At 57.5% G+C, this 15740-nt stretch carries 14 protein-coding genes and 1 tRNA gene; 8 read left to right on the forward strand and 7 right to left on the reverse strand.

From position 1 onward, the window contains the following. Nucleotides 1-46 precede the first annotated feature (46 nt). Both KPHS_46050 and KPHS_46060 read left to right on the forward strand, forming a co-directional pair. The gene (locus KPHS_46050) at nt 47-1792 is read left to right on the forward strand and encodes a DNA primase (RefSeq protein ID YP_005228905.1); all 1746 of its coding nucleotides are present in this window, start codon (nt 47-49) and stop codon (nt 1790-1792) included. A gap of 218 nt (nt 1793-2010) precedes the next feature. Next, nucleotides 2011-3852: an RNA polymerase sigma factor RpoD gene (locus KPHS_46060; RefSeq protein ID YP_005228906.1), complete on the forward strand. Its 1842-nt coding sequence runs from the start codon at nt 2011-2013 to the stop codon at nt 3850-3852. A 99-nt stretch (nt 3853-3951) separates the two neighbouring features. On the opposite strand, the gene KPHS_46070 is transcribed toward KPHS_46060, so the two are convergent. After that, a complete protein-coding gene (locus tag KPHS_46070; RefSeq protein YP_005228907.1) occupies nt 3952-4458 on the reverse strand; it encodes a G/U mismatch-specific DNA glycosylase in 507 nt (168 codons plus the stop codon). A 124-nt stretch (nt 4459-4582) separates the two neighbouring features. On the opposite strand from KPHS_46070, the gene KPHS_t00550 reads away from it, so the two are divergent. Then, nucleotides 4583-4658 (forward strand) — tRNA-Met (locus KPHS_t00550). 535 nt (nt 4659-5193) lie between these two features. Continuing rightward, the gene (locus tag KPHS_46080; RefSeq protein YP_005228908.1) at nt 5194-5466 is read left to right on the forward strand and encodes a hypothetical protein; all 273 of its coding nucleotides are present in this window, start codon (nt 5194-5196) and stop codon (nt 5464-5466) included. Between the two features lie 68 nt (nt 5467-5534). Here the strand turns inward: KPHS_46080 and KPHS_46090 are convergent, their stop codons facing one another. Beyond that, nucleotides 5535-5900: a hypothetical protein gene (locus tag KPHS_46090; protein YP_005228909.1), complete on the reverse strand. Its 366-nt coding sequence runs from the start codon at nt 5898-5900 to the stop codon at nt 5535-5537. 301 nt (nt 5901-6201) lie between these two features. Between KPHS_46090 and KPHS_46100 the strand changes: the two genes are divergently transcribed. Continuing rightward, a complete protein-coding gene (locus KPHS_46100; protein ID YP_005228910.1) occupies nt 6202-6816 on the forward strand; it encodes a DNA-binding transcriptional activator EvgA in 615 nt (204 codons plus the stop codon). 4 nt (nt 6817-6820) lie between these two features. After that, complete coding sequence (locus tag KPHS_46110) at nt 6821-10063, forward strand: putative sensor protein EvgS1 (RefSeq protein ID YP_005228911.1); 3243 nt, start codon at nt 6821-6823, stop codon at nt 10061-10063. 90 nt (nt 10064-10153) lie between these two features. On the opposite strand, the gene KPHS_46120 is transcribed toward KPHS_46110, so the two are convergent. Next, a complete protein-coding gene (locus KPHS_46120; protein YP_005228912.1) occupies nt 10154-10825 on the reverse strand; it encodes a YfdX like protein in 672 nt (223 codons plus the stop codon). A 240-nt stretch (nt 10826-11065) separates the two neighbouring features. On the opposite strand from KPHS_46120, the gene KPHS_46130 reads away from it, so the two are divergent. Next, a complete protein-coding gene (locus KPHS_46130) occupies nt 11066-11641 on the forward strand; it encodes an HdeD family acid-resistance protein (RefSeq protein YP_005228913.1) in 576 nt (191 codons plus the stop codon). 26 nt (nt 11642-11667) lie between these two features. Then, entirely contained in the window at nt 11668-11973 is a 306-nt protein-coding gene (locus KPHS_46140; RefSeq protein ID YP_005228914.1) for an acid-activated periplasmic chaperone HdeB, read from the forward strand. A gap of 51 nt (nt 11974-12024) precedes the next feature. Here the strand turns inward: KPHS_46140 and KPHS_46150 are convergent, their stop codons facing one another. The 4 genes from KPHS_46150 to KPHS_46180 are packed head-to-tail and all read right to left on the reverse strand — an operon-like array spanning nt 12025 to nt 15730. Continuing rightward, nucleotides 12025-12828 (reverse strand): putative major Intrinsic protein channel, glycerol diffusion, encoded by an 804-nt coding sequence (locus KPHS_46150; protein ID YP_005228915.1) that lies wholly within the window; start codon nt 12826-12828, stop codon nt 12025-12027. A 53-nt stretch (nt 12829-12881) separates the two neighbouring features. After that, the gene (locus KPHS_46160; RefSeq protein YP_005228916.1) at nt 12882-14705 is read right to left on the reverse strand and encodes a glycerol dehyrdratase activator; all 1824 of its coding nucleotides are present in this window, start codon (nt 14703-14705) and stop codon (nt 12882-12884) included. Between the two features lie 12 nt (nt 14706-14717). Further along, entirely contained in the window at nt 14718-15143 is a 426-nt protein-coding gene (locus KPHS_46170; protein YP_005228917.1) for a glycerol dehydratase small subunit, read from the reverse strand. A gap of 2 nt (nt 15144-15145) precedes the next feature. Next, entirely contained in the window at nt 15146-15730 is a 585-nt protein-coding gene (locus KPHS_46180) for a glycerol dehydratase (protein YP_005228918.1), read from the reverse strand. Between the last annotated feature and the right edge of the window lie 10 nt (nt 15731-15740).

The following is a 15740-nucleotide window of genomic DNA, read 5'->3' on the forward strand; positions in this document are numbered from 1 at the left end:
ATGCGCGGCTTATTTTCGTTTATAGTCATCAGAAATAACGGGGCTTATGGCTGGACGAATTCCACGTGTATTTATTAGCGATCTGCTTGCCAGAACCGACATCGTCGATCTGATCGATGCGCGGGTAAAGCTGAAAAAGCAGGGCAAAAATTTTCACGCGTGCTGTCCGTTCCATAACGAAAAAACCCCCTCTTTCACCGTCAACGGTGAAAAACAGTTTTACCACTGCTTCGGCTGCGGGGCGCACGGCAATGCTATCGACTTCCTGATGAACTACGACAAGCTCGAGTTCGTGGAAACGGTCGAAGAGCTGGCCGCCATGCACAACCTCGAAGTGCCTTATGAAGCAGGCAACGGACCCAGCCAGATAGAGCGCCATCAACGGCAGAACCTCTACCAGTTACTGGATGGTCTGAATGCGTTTTATCAACAGTCTCTGATGCAGCCCGCCGCCGATCCTGCGCGCCAGTACCTGGCGAAACGGGGGTTAAGCAGCGAGGTGATTACGCGCTTTGCCATCGGCTATGCTCCCCCAGGTTGGGATAACGTTTTAAAACGGTTTGGCGGCAATCAGGAAAACCGCCAGTCGCTTATTGATGCCGGCATGCTGGTCACCAACGATCAGGGACGCAGTTACGACCGCTTCCGCGAACGGGTGATGTTCCCCATCCGCGATAAGCGAGGCCGGGTGATTGGGTTTGGCGGACGGGTGCTGGGCGATGCCCTGCCGAAGTATCTGAACTCCCCGGAAACCGACATATTCCATAAAGGCCGCCAGCTGTATGGCCTGTATGAAGCGCAGCAGGATAACCCCGAACCACCGCGTTTGCTGGTTGTCGAAGGGTATATGGACGTCGTGGCGCTGGCGCAGTACGACATTAATTATGCCGTGGCCTCGCTGGGTACCTCGACCACGGCCGACCATATCCAGCTGCTGTTCCGGGTGACGAATAACGTCATCTGCTGCTACGACGGCGACCGGGCCGGCCGCGATGCCGCCTGGCGCGCGCTGGAGACGGCGCTGCCGTACATGACCGATGGTCGCCAGCTACGCTTTATGTTTCTGCCTGACGGCGAAGACCCGGATACGCTGGTGCGTAAAGAGGGCAAAGCGGCGTTCGAGGCGCGGATGGAGCAGGCTCAGCCGCTCTCCACGTTCTTGTTTAACAGCCTGCTGCCGCAGGTCGATCTGAGTACTCCGGACGGGCGCGCGCAGCTGAGCACGCTGGCGCTGCCGCTGATAACCCAGGTCCCGGGCGAAACGCTGCGCATCTATTTGCGTCAGGAGTTGGGCAATAAGCTGGGCATTTTAGATGACGCGCAGCTTGAACGATTAATGCCAAAACAGGCGGAAAATGGCGCGCCGCGTCCCGCACCGCAGCTAAAACGCACGACCATGCGTATACTGATAGGACTGCTGGTGCAAAACCCGGATCTGGCGCCGTTAGTCCCGCCGCTGGAGGGACTGGACTCGCGCAAAATGCCGGGACTGAGCCTGTTCAACGAACTGGTGAAGAGCTGTCTGGCGCAGCCTGGTCTGACAACCGGGCAACTTTTAGAGCAATATCGCGGCACAAAAGAGGCGGCAACCCTTGAAAAACTGTCGATGTGGGACGATATAGCAGATAAAGACATCGCTGAACAAACCTTCACCGACTCGCTCAACCATATGTTTGATTCACTGCTGGAACTGCGACAGGAAGAGTTGATAGCTCGCGATCGCACACACGGTTTAAGCAGTGAAGAACGCCGGGAGCTCTGGACCATCAGCCAGGAGCTGGCGAAAAAATAAATGACAGACAATATCCTTCACGTTGTATCAAAGCAGTAAGAAAACGCAGAACAACGTGAAGGAAAAGTATTTAACGGCTTAAGTGCCGAGTATCGATCGGGAAGCCCCCGACAGCCGCGCAGAGGCGCAGCGGCAATAATATAAGTACGCCCTCGCTTTAAATGTCGACAGCCCGTCTGCCGACACCAATCAAACGAATTAAGTGTGGATACCGTCTTATGGAGCAAAACCCGCAGTCACAGCTGAAGCTTCTTGTCCAACGTGGTAAGGAGCAAGGCTATCTGACCTATGCCGAGGTCAATGACCATCTGCCGGAAGATATCGTCGATTCCGATCAGATCGAAGACATCATCCAAATGATCAACGACATGGGTATTCAGGTGATGGAAGAAGCACCGGATGCCGATGATCTGATGCTTGCCGAAAACACCGCGGATGAAGATGCTGCCGAAGCCGCCGCGCAGGTGCTCTCCAGCGTGGAATCCGAAATCGGGCGCACGACCGACCCGGTGCGTATGTACATGCGTGAAATGGGTACCGTAGAGCTGCTGACCCGTGAAGGCGAAATTGACATCGCCAAACGCATCGAAGACGGCATCAATCAGGTGCAGTGCTCCGTTGCCGAATATCCGGAAGCGATCACCTACCTGCTTGAGCAGTACGACCGCGTTGAAGCGGAAGAAGCCCGTCTGTCCGATCTGATCACCGGTTTCGTCGATCCGAACGCCGAAGAAGATATGGCGCCAACCGCCACCCACGTTGGCTCCGAGCTGTCTCAGGAAGAGATGGATGACGACGAAGACGAAGACGAAGATGAAGACGCCGACGACAACAGCGATGACGACAACAGCATCGACCCAGAGCTGGCCCGTGAGAAATTCGCCGAGCTGCGTACCCAGTACGAGCTGACGCGCGACACCATCAAAGCCAAAGGTCGTAGCCATGCCGCCGCCCAGGAAGAGATCCTGAAGCTGTCTGAAGTCTTCAAGCAGTTCCGCCTGGTGCCGAAGCAGTTCGATTACCTGGTCAACAGCATGCGCAGCATGATGGATCGCGTTCGTACTCAGGAACGTATCATCATGAAGCTGTGCGTTGAGCAGTGCAAAATGCCGAAGAAAAACTTCATCACCCTGTTCACCGGCAACGAAACCAGCGAAACCTGGTTCAACGCCGCGGTGGCAATGAACAAGCCGTGGTCTGAGAAGCTGCTGGAAGTGAAAGAAGATGTGCAGCGCGGCCTGCAGAAGCTGCAGCAGATTGAAGAAGAGACCGGCCTGACCATCGAGCAGGTTAAAGATATCAACCGTCGCATGTCCATCGGCGAAGCGAAAGCCCGTCGTGCGAAGAAAGAGATGGTTGAAGCGAACCTGCGTCTGGTTATCTCTATCGCCAAGAAATACACCAACCGCGGTCTGCAGTTCCTCGACCTGATTCAGGAAGGCAACATCGGTCTGATGAAAGCGGTCGATAAGTTCGAATACCGTCGCGGCTACAAGTTCTCGACCTACGCCACCTGGTGGATCCGTCAGGCCATCACCCGCTCTATCGCGGACCAGGCGCGCACCATCCGTATTCCGGTGCATATGATTGAGACCATTAACAAGCTCAACCGTATCTCCCGTCAGATGCTGCAGGAGATGGGCCGTGAACCGACCCCGGAAGAGCTGGCTGAGCGTATGCTGATGCCGGAAGACAAAATCCGTAAAGTGCTGAAGATCGCCAAAGAGCCTATCTCCATGGAAACGCCGATCGGCGACGATGAAGATTCGCATCTGGGGGATTTCATCGAGGATACCACCCTCGAGCTGCCGCTGGATTCTGCGACCACCGAGAGCCTGCGCGCGGCAACGCATGACGTGCTGGCCGGCCTCACCGCTCGTGAAGCGAAAGTGCTGCGTATGCGTTTCGGTATCGACATGAACACCGACCACACGCTGGAAGAAGTGGGTAAACAGTTCGACGTTACCCGCGAACGTATCCGTCAGATCGAAGCGAAGGCGCTGCGTAAACTGCGCCACCCGAGCCGTTCTGAAGTGCTGCGTAGCTTCCTCGACGATTAATCGTCGCGGGGCATCGTCTACAGCCTGTTAAAAAGCTCCCTACGGGGAGCTTTTTTTATGGCGTTCAGGTGGCCATCCGGGGAAAGTCGCCTCTCTCCGCTACTGGCCGCGGGTTGCCAGGGCATCGTCCAGTTCACGATAGGCCGCCACCAGCTTATCGAGCGTCGCCCGGTTTAAGCCGCTGGGATTAGGCAGCACCCACACCTGGGTCGTCCCGATGGTCATGGCCTGTTTCCCCCACTTCGCGCCGCGCTGGTTAAAGGCCAGCTCGAAGGCCTGCTTGCCGAGCACCGCCAGGGCCTGCGGCTGATACTCCTCAATTTTCCGCACCAGCTCACGGCCGCCGCTGCGCAGCTCCTGCAAGGCGACCTCGCTGGCCTGCACCGTCGGACGCTCTACCAGCATGGTGATGCCGCAGCGCGTATCCAGCAGCTGCAGCTCCTCTTCCGGCCTGAGCTGCCGATCGGTGAACCCGGCCTGATGGATGACCTTCCAGAAGCGATTGCCAGGATGGGCAAAATGAAAGCCGGTATGGGCGGAGGACTTCCCCGGGTTGATACCGCAAAAGACAACGCGCAGGCCCGGCGCAAGGATATCGCTAATCATGTTTTCTCCGGCTGTATGGCTAAAACATGATTATAAAGGATTGAAAATGCATTGTTTATAAAAACAGCAGCTGCGCGCTTTACGCTGGATTGCAATCGCCAGTTACTTTATAATCCCTCGCCACGGCCCCTTAGCTCAGTGGTTAGAGCAGGCGACTCATAATCGCTTGGTCGTTGGTTCAAACCCAACAGGGGCCACCAAATTTTAGCTTTAAAATCATATAATTAAGCCACTCGAAAGAGTGGCTTTTTTGTTCCTGAATTTTAAAATGGCACCACAAACCGCTGAGCAGCGCGCATGGCTTAGCGTGTTGTCGCTATCCCATTAAGAGGATAAAAAGTCCGTTATAACGCAGGGAAAATTTGCGCTTACGCTAAAACAGATAGCATTCTGCCTTAGCAAAATATTGCTCAGAGCATCTCGGGCAGCCCATAACCGCCGCACTCCTGTTGACTTCTGTCTAACTACGCAACGTAGTCTTGAAATATCTTTCATTCCTGCAATGCTGGAATTCATACTACTCACGATAAATGTAACAACACAGGTCAATTTCCGAAAAATAACCATAGCCTGCGCCAGCTGATCGAAATCAACGCGTTCCTCCCCCCGCTCTTATATATAACCCGCTGACTTACAAAAAGGATGAAATGATGAAAATACGGGATATATCAATCAGTACCTGTCTGGCACTGTTATTAATGAATTGCGTAGCTAAACCACCCATGACGACGGAAAATGAAAGAGGCCGCCGCGTTTGCTTTTAATGTCGATGCTTCGCAGGTGTCAATTTCCGATGCGAGGCAGCAGGATGTGAAAACCAACTTTGTAGTCACCATCGGCAAAACCAGCCATCGCTGCTATGTGACGAAGGCCGCCGAGCCGAAGCTTTACAGGCTGATCCCGCTGGGCGGCGGTAGCACCGTCTCGGATGCCATCTGCGCCGGCGCCAACCCGACGCTAGCGAGCAAAACCTGCGACGCCCTGTCGCAAAAAGCGGGCCGCTGCTGAGCCTTTGCGCAGAAGAAGGCCGCTAACTGCGCATTTAGTCACTTTTTCTGCCGTTTTACCGCGGTCGCTTAGTTCAGCGACCGCACCTGCTGATAAGAATTGAGCCGTTCCCGCAGCGAGGTGAGCCAGACATCCGGCTCCTGACGGCAGATTTCGGTGAGGATCGGCGTCAGCACCAGCTCGGCTTCATGGAAGTCGGTCCACTCCGGCGGCTCCAGTGAAAAAGGATCGTTCATCAGCCAAATCACCATCGGCGTCCAGGCGCGCGGATCCAGTTGCAGATAATCCTGACAGCGCATCATATCTCGGGTCCGCGCCTCATCGGGGACGACATCCTTTCCCACCGCGGCGCTACTCATTGCCAGTACTGTTATTCCTGCCATCAGATGTTTCCAAACCCATTTTCGCCAGAAGGCGCGTTTTTCTTTCGCCATTGTTATTATTTTACCTGCCAGTTGTCGCCGGACGATATTCCCGAGAACTCACCTTAATAAGAGCAGATTAATCGTTTGCATTTTTTTTAACAGCAGACCGCGCTGAAGCAAGTGAACGCCCGTTCCTACAGCTGTCATCCAGCTATGCAAATATATTCGTCTGGCTCAGCTCCACAATATTCCCCTGGCCCAAAACGATTTGTGTTACAATTACGCCTTATAACGGCATCGATAAAAATAACCCCCGCCGCACCTGCACCAGGCATCGCCCTTCTTTTTTCATATCAGGATTTACGCCCCCATGAATGCGATAATCATTGACGATCATCCATTGGCACGTATCGCCATTCGCAACCTTCTCGACAGCAACGGTATTACCGTCGCGGCAGAGCTCGACAGCGGCGCTCATGCCGTGCAGACCGCGGAAAGCATGCAGCCTGACCTGCTCATCGTCGACGTCGATATTCCAGAGCTCAGCGGTATCGAGGTGCTGGAGCAGCTGCGCAAACGCCGCTACCAGGGAACAATCATCATCATTTCCGCTAAGAATGAACTGTTCTACGGCAAACGCAGCGCCGACTGCGGAGCAAATGGTTTTGTGAGTAAAAAAGAGGGAATGAATAATATCCTCGCCGCAATCGACGCAGCCAATAATGGCTACAGCTATTTCCCCTTTTCACTGGAACGCTTCTGCACCCACGGCATCACCGATCAGAACCGGCTGGATACGCTGTCAACGCAGGAGATGAAGGTGTTCCGCTATATTCTCAGCGGCGTCGACTACACCACCATCGGCAGCAAAATGAATATCAGCAATAAAACGGTAAGTACCTATAAGGTCCGTCTGATGGATAAATTAGGCTGCAGCACCCTGCTTGAGCTATATGACTTTGCGCAACGCAATAAAATAGGGTGATGGCATGGCGGTTCGTCTTATTTTATCCGTCGTTGTCGGGCTGGCGCTGAGCCTCTCGCCTGCCGCGTATGCCATGAAACAGCTGGAGCTGAAGAGCCATTCTCATATCGCGGCGATCGATATCCCGCTTAGCGGTAAGGAGAAAGCATGGCTGGCGGCGCAGCCGACGCTGACCGTCGGGACCTGGCTTCCCGAGAGGACGCCCATCGTCTATGACGGCGACGAGAAAAGTTATCAGGGCATTAACGCCGACTATCTGGCGCTGATGGCGCACAGCCTCGGACTGAAGGTGATTATCCGCCAGTATGACACCGAGCAGCAGGCGCTCACCGCCCTGGCCGACCGCCAGGTGGATACCCTGCTCACTCAGGTGGCGCACCGGGATGCGCTCGCCCCGGGCCTGGATCAATCCGCGCCGCTGCTTAAAACCTGGCCGACGCTGGTCACCTCGCTGAAATCCCCTCTGCCGCCGCTGACCACTGACCGCCGCGTCACGCTGGCCTGCACCCGCGATTGCGCTTTTTTCGATATTATTCAGCAGGCGTTTCCCAACGCCAAAATCACCCTTTATGATAGCGACTATCAGGCTCTCGCCTCGGTGGTCAGCGGCGAGAATCAGTATTTTATCGGCAACAACATCACCACTGGCCACTGCATCTCGAAATATTTCTCGCAATCGCTGGTTATCGCGCACTATTTTCGTCAGCAGGAGCAACACAACCGCTTTGTCACCCGTGACGATCGGCCAGAGCTGCATCAACTCTTCGACCGTTTTATCCATGCCGTCGACAGCGACACCGCGATGCGGATCATGCAAAACTGGCTCAACCGTGGCGATCTGTCGTTTCTCAATACCCCGCTTACCTTTAGCCCCGAAGAACAGCGCTGGGTGCAGAAGCATCGTCGCGTCCGCCTGCTGGTGAACCCCTATTTTCCGCCATTTACCCTGGTGGATAACGAGGATGAACTGCGCGGCATCATGGCCGATATGCTGAATATTGTCTCACTCCAGACCGGCCTGCAGTTTGACCCTATTCTGGTGCGCAACCGTCAGGCTCTGGCAAAGCGCATGGAAAAAGAGGACTGGGCGATCATGCCCGCCGCCACCCTGACCCCACAGCCGCAGGCCTACGTCACCCTCAGCGATCCGCTTATTAACGTGGCCTTTGTGCTGGTCGCCCGCGGCAGCGCCCCCGACCAGCATCTGCTGACGCGCTCGGCACGGATCGCCCTGCCGGTCGGGCCTATCGCCGCCCATGATCTGAAAGCGCGTTTTCCGCTGATTAACTGGGTGGAAACGGATAACGTTGGCGTCGCCATGAAGATGGTAGAGGAAGGCGAAGTGGATGCCGCCGTAGCCTCGGAGCTTTCCGCCCGCTATATGATCGACCACTACTATCCACAGGGTCTGCACTACACCCGCATTGATGGACTCCCCGTCGCGGCCATTCGGCTGGCCATCCCGCGCGATGAACCGGTGCTGGCCGCCATTCTTAACAAAGCGCTGCAGGTTATTCCGCCACGGGATATTCTGCAGATGACCGAGAAGTGGTCGAAAATCTCCAGTCAGCAAATAGAGAACTGGAGCCAGTACAGCCGCCAGTTTTACCAGCTGATCGCCTTTGCGCTGGTGCTGATCGCCATCAGCCTCGGCTGGGGACTCTCCCTGTGTCGGGAAGTGCGCAAACGTAAAGACTCCCAGCAGCGGCTCGAGGAGGAGCTGGCGCAGAAGGAGGCCCTCTCCTGTGCGCTGGAGCGCGAAAAAGACAAAGCGATTCAGGCGACAAAAGCCAAGAGCCGCTTTCTGGCCAGCATGAGCCACGAGCTGCGCACGCCGGTGAGCGCCATCGTCGGCTTTCTGGAGCTGCTGGCGAAACCGGAGCTGAACGGCGGCCAGCGTAAAGAGGCGATCGAGCTGGCGGGGTCGACGGCGCAAACCCTGCTGGGACTTATCGGCAATATTCTTGATATCGACAAGATTGAATCGGGAAAATACCAGGTTACCCCGCAGTGGAGCGATGTCGCACAGTTAGTGTCGCAGCAGTGTCATACCTTCGACGCGCTGGCGCAGCAAAAGGGCATCGATCTGCACTACCATAACGCGCTGCAGGAAGGGACCATGCTGTGGGTCGACCCGCAGGCGCTACGGCAAATCCTCAATAATCTCATTGGCAATGCGCTGAAGTTTACCGTCGAAGGCGCAATTCAGGTCTCCTGCCGGCTGACGCCGGCGAATGAGACACAGGGAGAGTTGGCCCTCATGGTTAGCGACAGCGGCTGCGGGATCAGTGAAGCAGAGCAGGCCACCCTCTTCCACCGCTATGCCCAGGCGCGCCAGGGACGCCAGCAGACCGGCTCCGGACTGGGGCTGGTCATTTGCAAAGAGCTGGTTGCGCTGATGCAGGGTCGCCTGGAGATGGTCAGCCGTCCGGGCGTGGGGACCACTTTCACCATCACGCTGCCGGTCAAGGCGAGCCGCTGCGCGATCCACGCGCCGCAGGCGTCGCCCGCCAGACCGCAGGCTCTACCCGGGCTGGCGATACTGATAGCGGACGATCACCCCACCAACCGGCTACTGCTCAAGCGCCAGCTCAGCACTATCGGCTATAGCGTCGATGAAGCCTGCGACGGTGAAGAGGCAGAGAATAAGCTCGCCAGCAAACATTACGATCTGCTGATAACAGACCTCAATATGCCGAAGAAAGATGGCCTGGCGCTGGCGGCCTCGCTACGCCGTCGCTATCCGGGCCTGGTAATTTGGGGCGTGACTGCCAGCGCGCTGCCGCAGTCGCGGGAGGCGTGTCTGGCCAGCGGCATGAATATGTGTCTGTTTAAGCCGGTGTCGGTCCAGACGCTGAGTCATGAGCTCAGCCGTTTAGCGGTGGGCCGCGCATCACCTCACGCTACCCGGCACCTGAAGCTCAGCGTGCTGAGCGAGAATACGGGGGGAGACCAGGCGCTGATGAATGAGATGCTGGAGACGTTCCGCGATGCGTCGGCCGCGGATTTACAGGCTGCCGGACAGGCAATCGCCCGGCATGAGCCGCAGATTTTTCTGCGGGCGCTGCACCGTCTGCACGGTTCAGCACAAATTCTGGGGATTACTGCGCTACAACAACTGTGCGCCCCTTTTGAGGCAAAGCGGCCTGATTCGCTGACGCCGGCAAGCTGTCTGGAGGTGGTACAGCGCATCACCGGCGTCATGCGCGAGATCGATGGCGAAATCGACGCCCTGATCGGCCGCTAGCCGTTCCGCTCGGGCAGTCCGCCTGCCCGAGCGTTAAGGGGACATCCTTGTCAGTTTTTTCCTCTGCGCTCTCTCAGGGTGGAACAAGTATCAGTTGCCTGCCACCAGCATCTCGCTATCCACCACAATGCCCTCTTCAGCGCCCTTCAGCACCAGATTCGCTTCGTAATATTTACCGGCTTTCAGCAGTTCTTGCGCCTGCGCTACCGCCTTACGGGTCTGGTTAAGCGGCATCAGATACTGGTTCTCAATCACGCCAATACCGGCCAGACGCAGGGTATCGATAGCCCCTTTCTGATCGCCTTTCGCCAGCTTTTCGTTGGCGGATTGGATAGCGCTCTCTTTTTCCGGCGTGGCCACATAGTCTTCAGACAGGGCGATAGAGGCGTTAATGATCACATAGCGATCGGCGATCATTTTGGCTTTAGCATCAGTTTTCACAAACTTCGCCCAGCTGGCATCATCGGCGGCCAGCAGCGCGGCGGCGTCGTCTGTCAGTTTTTTGGCGCTATCCGGCTGGCCATGGAACAGCGCCAGACGGGCGAACTGGATGTCGCGCATCGCATTCGCGCCCTGCACCGCCACCTGCAGCACATCGGCGGCTTCTTTCTGTACCTGCGTCGTGGCTGCCGCGGCTGGCGCGGCTGGCGCTGCCGTCGCGCTATCTGTTGCCCATACCGGAGAGGTACTCATCATGGTTGCCAGCAGGCTCGCCAGAATGACTTTTTTCATCGTTGACTCCTGATTAAAATCGGTAAGCATCACCAAACGCAGCCAGCTTAAAAAATATCGCGGGCATTGAGAATCAGAGCCCGGAAGTAATATTGCGGGCCTGGTCTGACAGCTGTCAGACCAGGCGTATAAAGTGGCCTCGGCGCTCTTATTTACGCCTGCCGATCGCGCGGCCTACTATTTTCCTCAGACCTTTCTTTTGGCCCGCTGAATAAACCCTCACGCTTTTTATTCAGCGTCAGGCCGCCAACCGGGATCTGCGGAGCAATTATGTTTATGTTTAGCCATTACACCTTAAATGCGTTTAGCCCACGCGTCTTCATTCGATATAAACGGCATGCCTGCCTGATGGCGGTATTGCTGTTTATCTGCGGAGCCTGTTGTCTGGCCTGGCCGTTGGTCGCCGGCTGGTATCTCGCCACAGTAACCGGCATGTTATTGATGATCTGCGGCTTCTATTCGCTGTACAGCCTGATTGTCTTCCGCCAGCAGCACTGGAAATCACGCCTGGTGGCGCTGATCTTCGCCATCGCCTGGATCGTGCTCGGCCTGAGCTTTGTCGTCAATCCTCTCAACGGTATGAGCAGTCTGGCCATTTTATTTGGCTTTTTATTTGTTCTCGGCGGTATTTCCCGCATCGTTAACGGATGTCAAACCCGCAAACAAAGCGGCGCTGGCTGGAATATTTTTATCGGCCTGTTGGATTTACTTATCGCCTGCCTGTGGCTGGCCATGAACCCGCAGCAAAGCTGGTTATTTATTACCGCCTTTATCGGCGTTGAAATGATATTTAGCGCCATCGGCTTGTTGGTCCTGCGCAATAAAATGAAGCACGCTCAGGCTTAAGCCCTATTTTGTCACTGGAGAAGAAAATGAATTTACCTAAAGCACTCGTATTGACCGTGGCGGCTACCACATTCTGTCTGATGACCAGCCCGGCGTTCGCGGTTGAGGAAACCACGCCGCAGAATATGACCTGTCAGGAATTTATGGATATGAACCCAAAAAGCATGACCCCGGTGGCCTTCTGGGTAGTGAATCGCAACACCGACTTTAGCGGCGGCGACTATGTTGACTGGCATGAAGTCGAGACCGTTTCGGTACCGAAAATGCTGCAGGAGTGCCACAAGAACCCCGCCGCTAAACTTGGCGATCTCAGCGCGGTCATCAAAAAATAACCCCCCCGGCATCAGGCCGGGGAAACCCGCCGCGCTGCGGCGGGTCCCGCTTTACTCATCGATACCGCATTCGCACGGCAGATGGCGGCCGATAAGCTTGCGATACAAAAACGCCCCGATAATCGCCCCCACCACCGGCGCCAGCAGCGGCACCAGAAAGTAAGGGATCGCCAGCCCACCGGTAAAGGCGATCGAGCCCCACCCGGCCAGACTGGTAAACAGTTTTGGACCGAAGTCGCGCGCCGGATTCAGCGCAAAGCCGGTTAGCGGCCCCATCGACGCGCCGATCACGGCGATCAGCAAGCCAATCAGCAACGGCGCCAGCGGCCCGCGCGGAATTCCGTTGCCGTCGTCGGTCAGGGCCATGATCATCGCCATCAGGATTGCCGTGATGGTGGTCTCCACGGCAAACGCTTGTATAAAAGTGATATGTGGATGCGGGTACGTGGAAAAGACCCCGGCCAGGTTAAGACTGGCGGCAGTGCCGCGCACGATATGCTGACTCTGTTCAAGATCGAGAAACAGCTGGCGATAGAGCCCATACACCAGCGCGGCGGCGCAGAAGGCCCCGGCCGTCTGGGCAACAATAAACGGCAGCACCTTGCGGCGTTCAAAACAGGCGAACAGCCACAGGGCAATGGTCACCGCCGGATTTAGGTGCGCGCCGGAGACACCGGCCGTCAGGTAGATGGCCATGGCGACGCCAAGGCCCCAGATAATACTGATCTCCCACTGACCAAAGCTGGCCCCGGCGACCCGCAGCGCAGCGACGCAGCCCGCGCCGAAGAAAATGAGCAATCCGGTGCCAAGAAACTCGGCCACGCACTGCCCGGTTAAGGTAGAAGTCTGGTTCATTATCGGCATCCTGAAATAGCACGTTAAAGAGAGAGGCTGGCGCGAGCGCCCGTTTAATTCGCCTGACCGGCCAGTAGCAGCCCGGTGGCGACCGCATTGCGCGGCCCTTCTGTTCCCCGAATATTGCCCTGCCCGGCGACCACGCCATAGTGCGACAAGGCTTCCGTGATAAGCTGCGGGATCTCAAAGTCCAGCGATGAGCCGCCCACCAGCACCACAAAGGCGATATCGCGAATGGAACCGCCGGGTGAGACCTGGCGCAGCGCGCGCAGGCAGTTGGTGACAAACACTTTCTCTTTCGCCTGCCGGCGCACGAGACGAATTTTTTCCAGCGGGCTGGCGTTATCGATCGGCACCAGTTCGCCCTCCTTGATGTACACCACTTTGGCGAACACCGCCGGGCTGAGGGCTTCCCGAAAGAACTCCACCGCGCCATTCTCGTGACGAATACTGAACAGGCTTTCCACTTTGGCCAGCGGGTACTTTTTTATCGCTTCCGCCAGCGAAAGATCCTCGAGACCCAGCTCGGTTTTAATCAACAGGCTGACCATATTCCCCGCCCCGGCGAGATGGACCGCCGTTATCTGCCCCTCCGCGTTGACGATCGCCGCATCCGTCGAGCCGGCGCCGAGATCGAGGATCGCCAGCGGCGCCGCACAGCCGGGAGTGGTTAACGCCCCGGCGATGGCCATGTTGGCCTCCACGCCGCCCACCACCACCTCGGTCTGCAGTCGGGCGCTCAGTTCGCGGGCGATAACCTGCATTTGCAGACGGTCCGCTTTCACCATCGCCGCCATCCCGACGGCATTCTCCATGGCGCACTCGCCGGCCATCCCGCCCTGCACCTTGCGCGGAATAAACGTATCCACCGCCAGCAGATCCTGGATGTATATCGCGCTCATCTCATGGCCGGTCAGGGACGCCATTACCTTGCGCACCCGCTCAAGCATGCCGCCGGCGTGAGTGCCCGGTTCGCCGCGGATGTCGCGTACCGGAGCGCAGGCGCTCATCGCCTGCATGATGGCTTCCGCGCCCTCGGCGACATCGGCCTCTCCGCGGCGCTTTTCGCCGCTAATGTAGAGGTTGCCCGCCGGGATCACCCGCGACTGCACGTCCCCCTGCGGGGTCTTGAGCACCACCGCTGAACGGTTGCCAATCAGGGCGCGGGCGATGGGGACGATGGCCTGGGTCTCTTCCGGGCTTAGCCCGAAGAAGGTGGCGATCCCGTAGGGATTCGACAGGATCCGCACCACCTGGCCCGGCGCGGCCACTTCCACCGCCGCCATCACCCCCTCGGGGACCTGCTCCAGCAGCGTCACTTCATCTACCACCGGCAGGGTTTTACGCAGGCGGTTGTTCACCAGCACGCCGTCGTCCTTTTTGAGGATCGCCGCCACCACGTTGATCCCCCGGTCGAGCGCCTCATTGAGCCACCACACGGCGTCAAGGAAATCGACGGCGTCGTCAATCAGTACGATCCACCCCTCGGCATATTGCGCCGCCGGCAGCGTCGCCAGCCGCCCGAGGGCGATAGTCGTCCCCACGCCAACGCCCACCCCGCCCGGCGTCTGCGGGTTATGACCGATCATGGTCGATTCGGTGATAATGGTCTCGGTGATGGTCTCCATCGCCACATCGCCAATCACCGGCGCGGCTTCGTTAAGATAGATGCGAGAGACATCGCTCATCGACCACGGTGTTTTCGCCAGGGCCTGCTCCAGCGCGGCGAGGGTCCCGGCGATATTGTCCCGCGTCCCTTTCATGCCCGTCGTCGCGACGATCCCGCTGGCAACAAACGCCCTCGCCTGCGGGTCGTCGGACGCCAGCGCCACCTCGGTGGTGGCGTTGCCGATATCAATCCCGGCTATTAACGGCATGCTGACCTCCGCTTAGCTTCCTTTACGCAGCTTATGCCGCTGCTGATACACTTCCGCCGACTCCCGGACAAAGGCGGCATTCACTGTCGCATGCCAGGTGTGCTCCAGCTCGTCGGCGATCGCCAGCAGCTCCGCCTGCGAGGAGCGGAACGGGCGCAGCGCGTTATAGATAGCCAGAATGCGCTCGTCAGGAATGGCGATAAGCTCCGCCGCGCGGCGGAAATTGCGCGCCACCGCATGGCGCTGCATCTGCTCGGCAATCTGCGCCTGGTACTCAAGGGTCTGACGGGAGATCCGCACATCCTGCGGGCCCACCTCGCCAGAGAGCACCTTCTCGAGGGTAATATCGGTCAATGGTTTGCCGGTAGGCGTCAGGATATGCTCCGGGCAGCGGGTGGCTAACGGATAATCCTGCACGCGCATGGTTTTCTCGCTCATGGTCACTCCCTTACTAAGTCGACGTGCAGGGTGACGGGCTCGGCGTCCTGCACCACATGTTTGGTCTCTTTGATATGAAATAGCGCGGCTTTGGCCATAAATTTCGGCCGCACCATCTGATCGTTCACCACCGGCACCGGCGAAGGTGACTCTTTGCGCGCATAGCGCGCGGCGTTTTTGCCAATCTGCCGGTAGGTCTCCAGCGTCAGCAGCGGCGCCTGGGAGAACAGCTCCAGGTTGCTGAGCGGCAGCAGATCGCGCTGATGGATGACCGTGGTCCCCTTCGACTGGATACCGATGCCGATCCCCGAGCCGCTCAGGTTGGCCGCATCCCAGGCCATAAAGGAGACGTCGGACGTGCGCAGAATGCGCACCACCCGGGCGTGAAGCCCCTCTTCTTCCACCCCGGCAATCAGCTCTTTGAGGATCGCGCCATGGGGCATATCGATCAGAGTGTGATGCTGGTGTTTATCGAAGGCAGGGCCGACGCCGATCACCACTTCATCGGCGCGTTCATCGGCAGAAGCTACCCCGCCCTCGCGGGTTTTCAGGGTAAAAGAGGGCTGAATTTGGGTTGTCTGTTGCACAGGAATACCG

Source organism: Klebsiella pneumoniae subsp. pneumoniae HS11286, assembly GCF_000240185.1.
GTDB classification, from domain to species: domain Bacteria; phylum Pseudomonadota; class Gammaproteobacteria; order Enterobacterales; family Enterobacteriaceae; genus Klebsiella; species Klebsiella pneumoniae.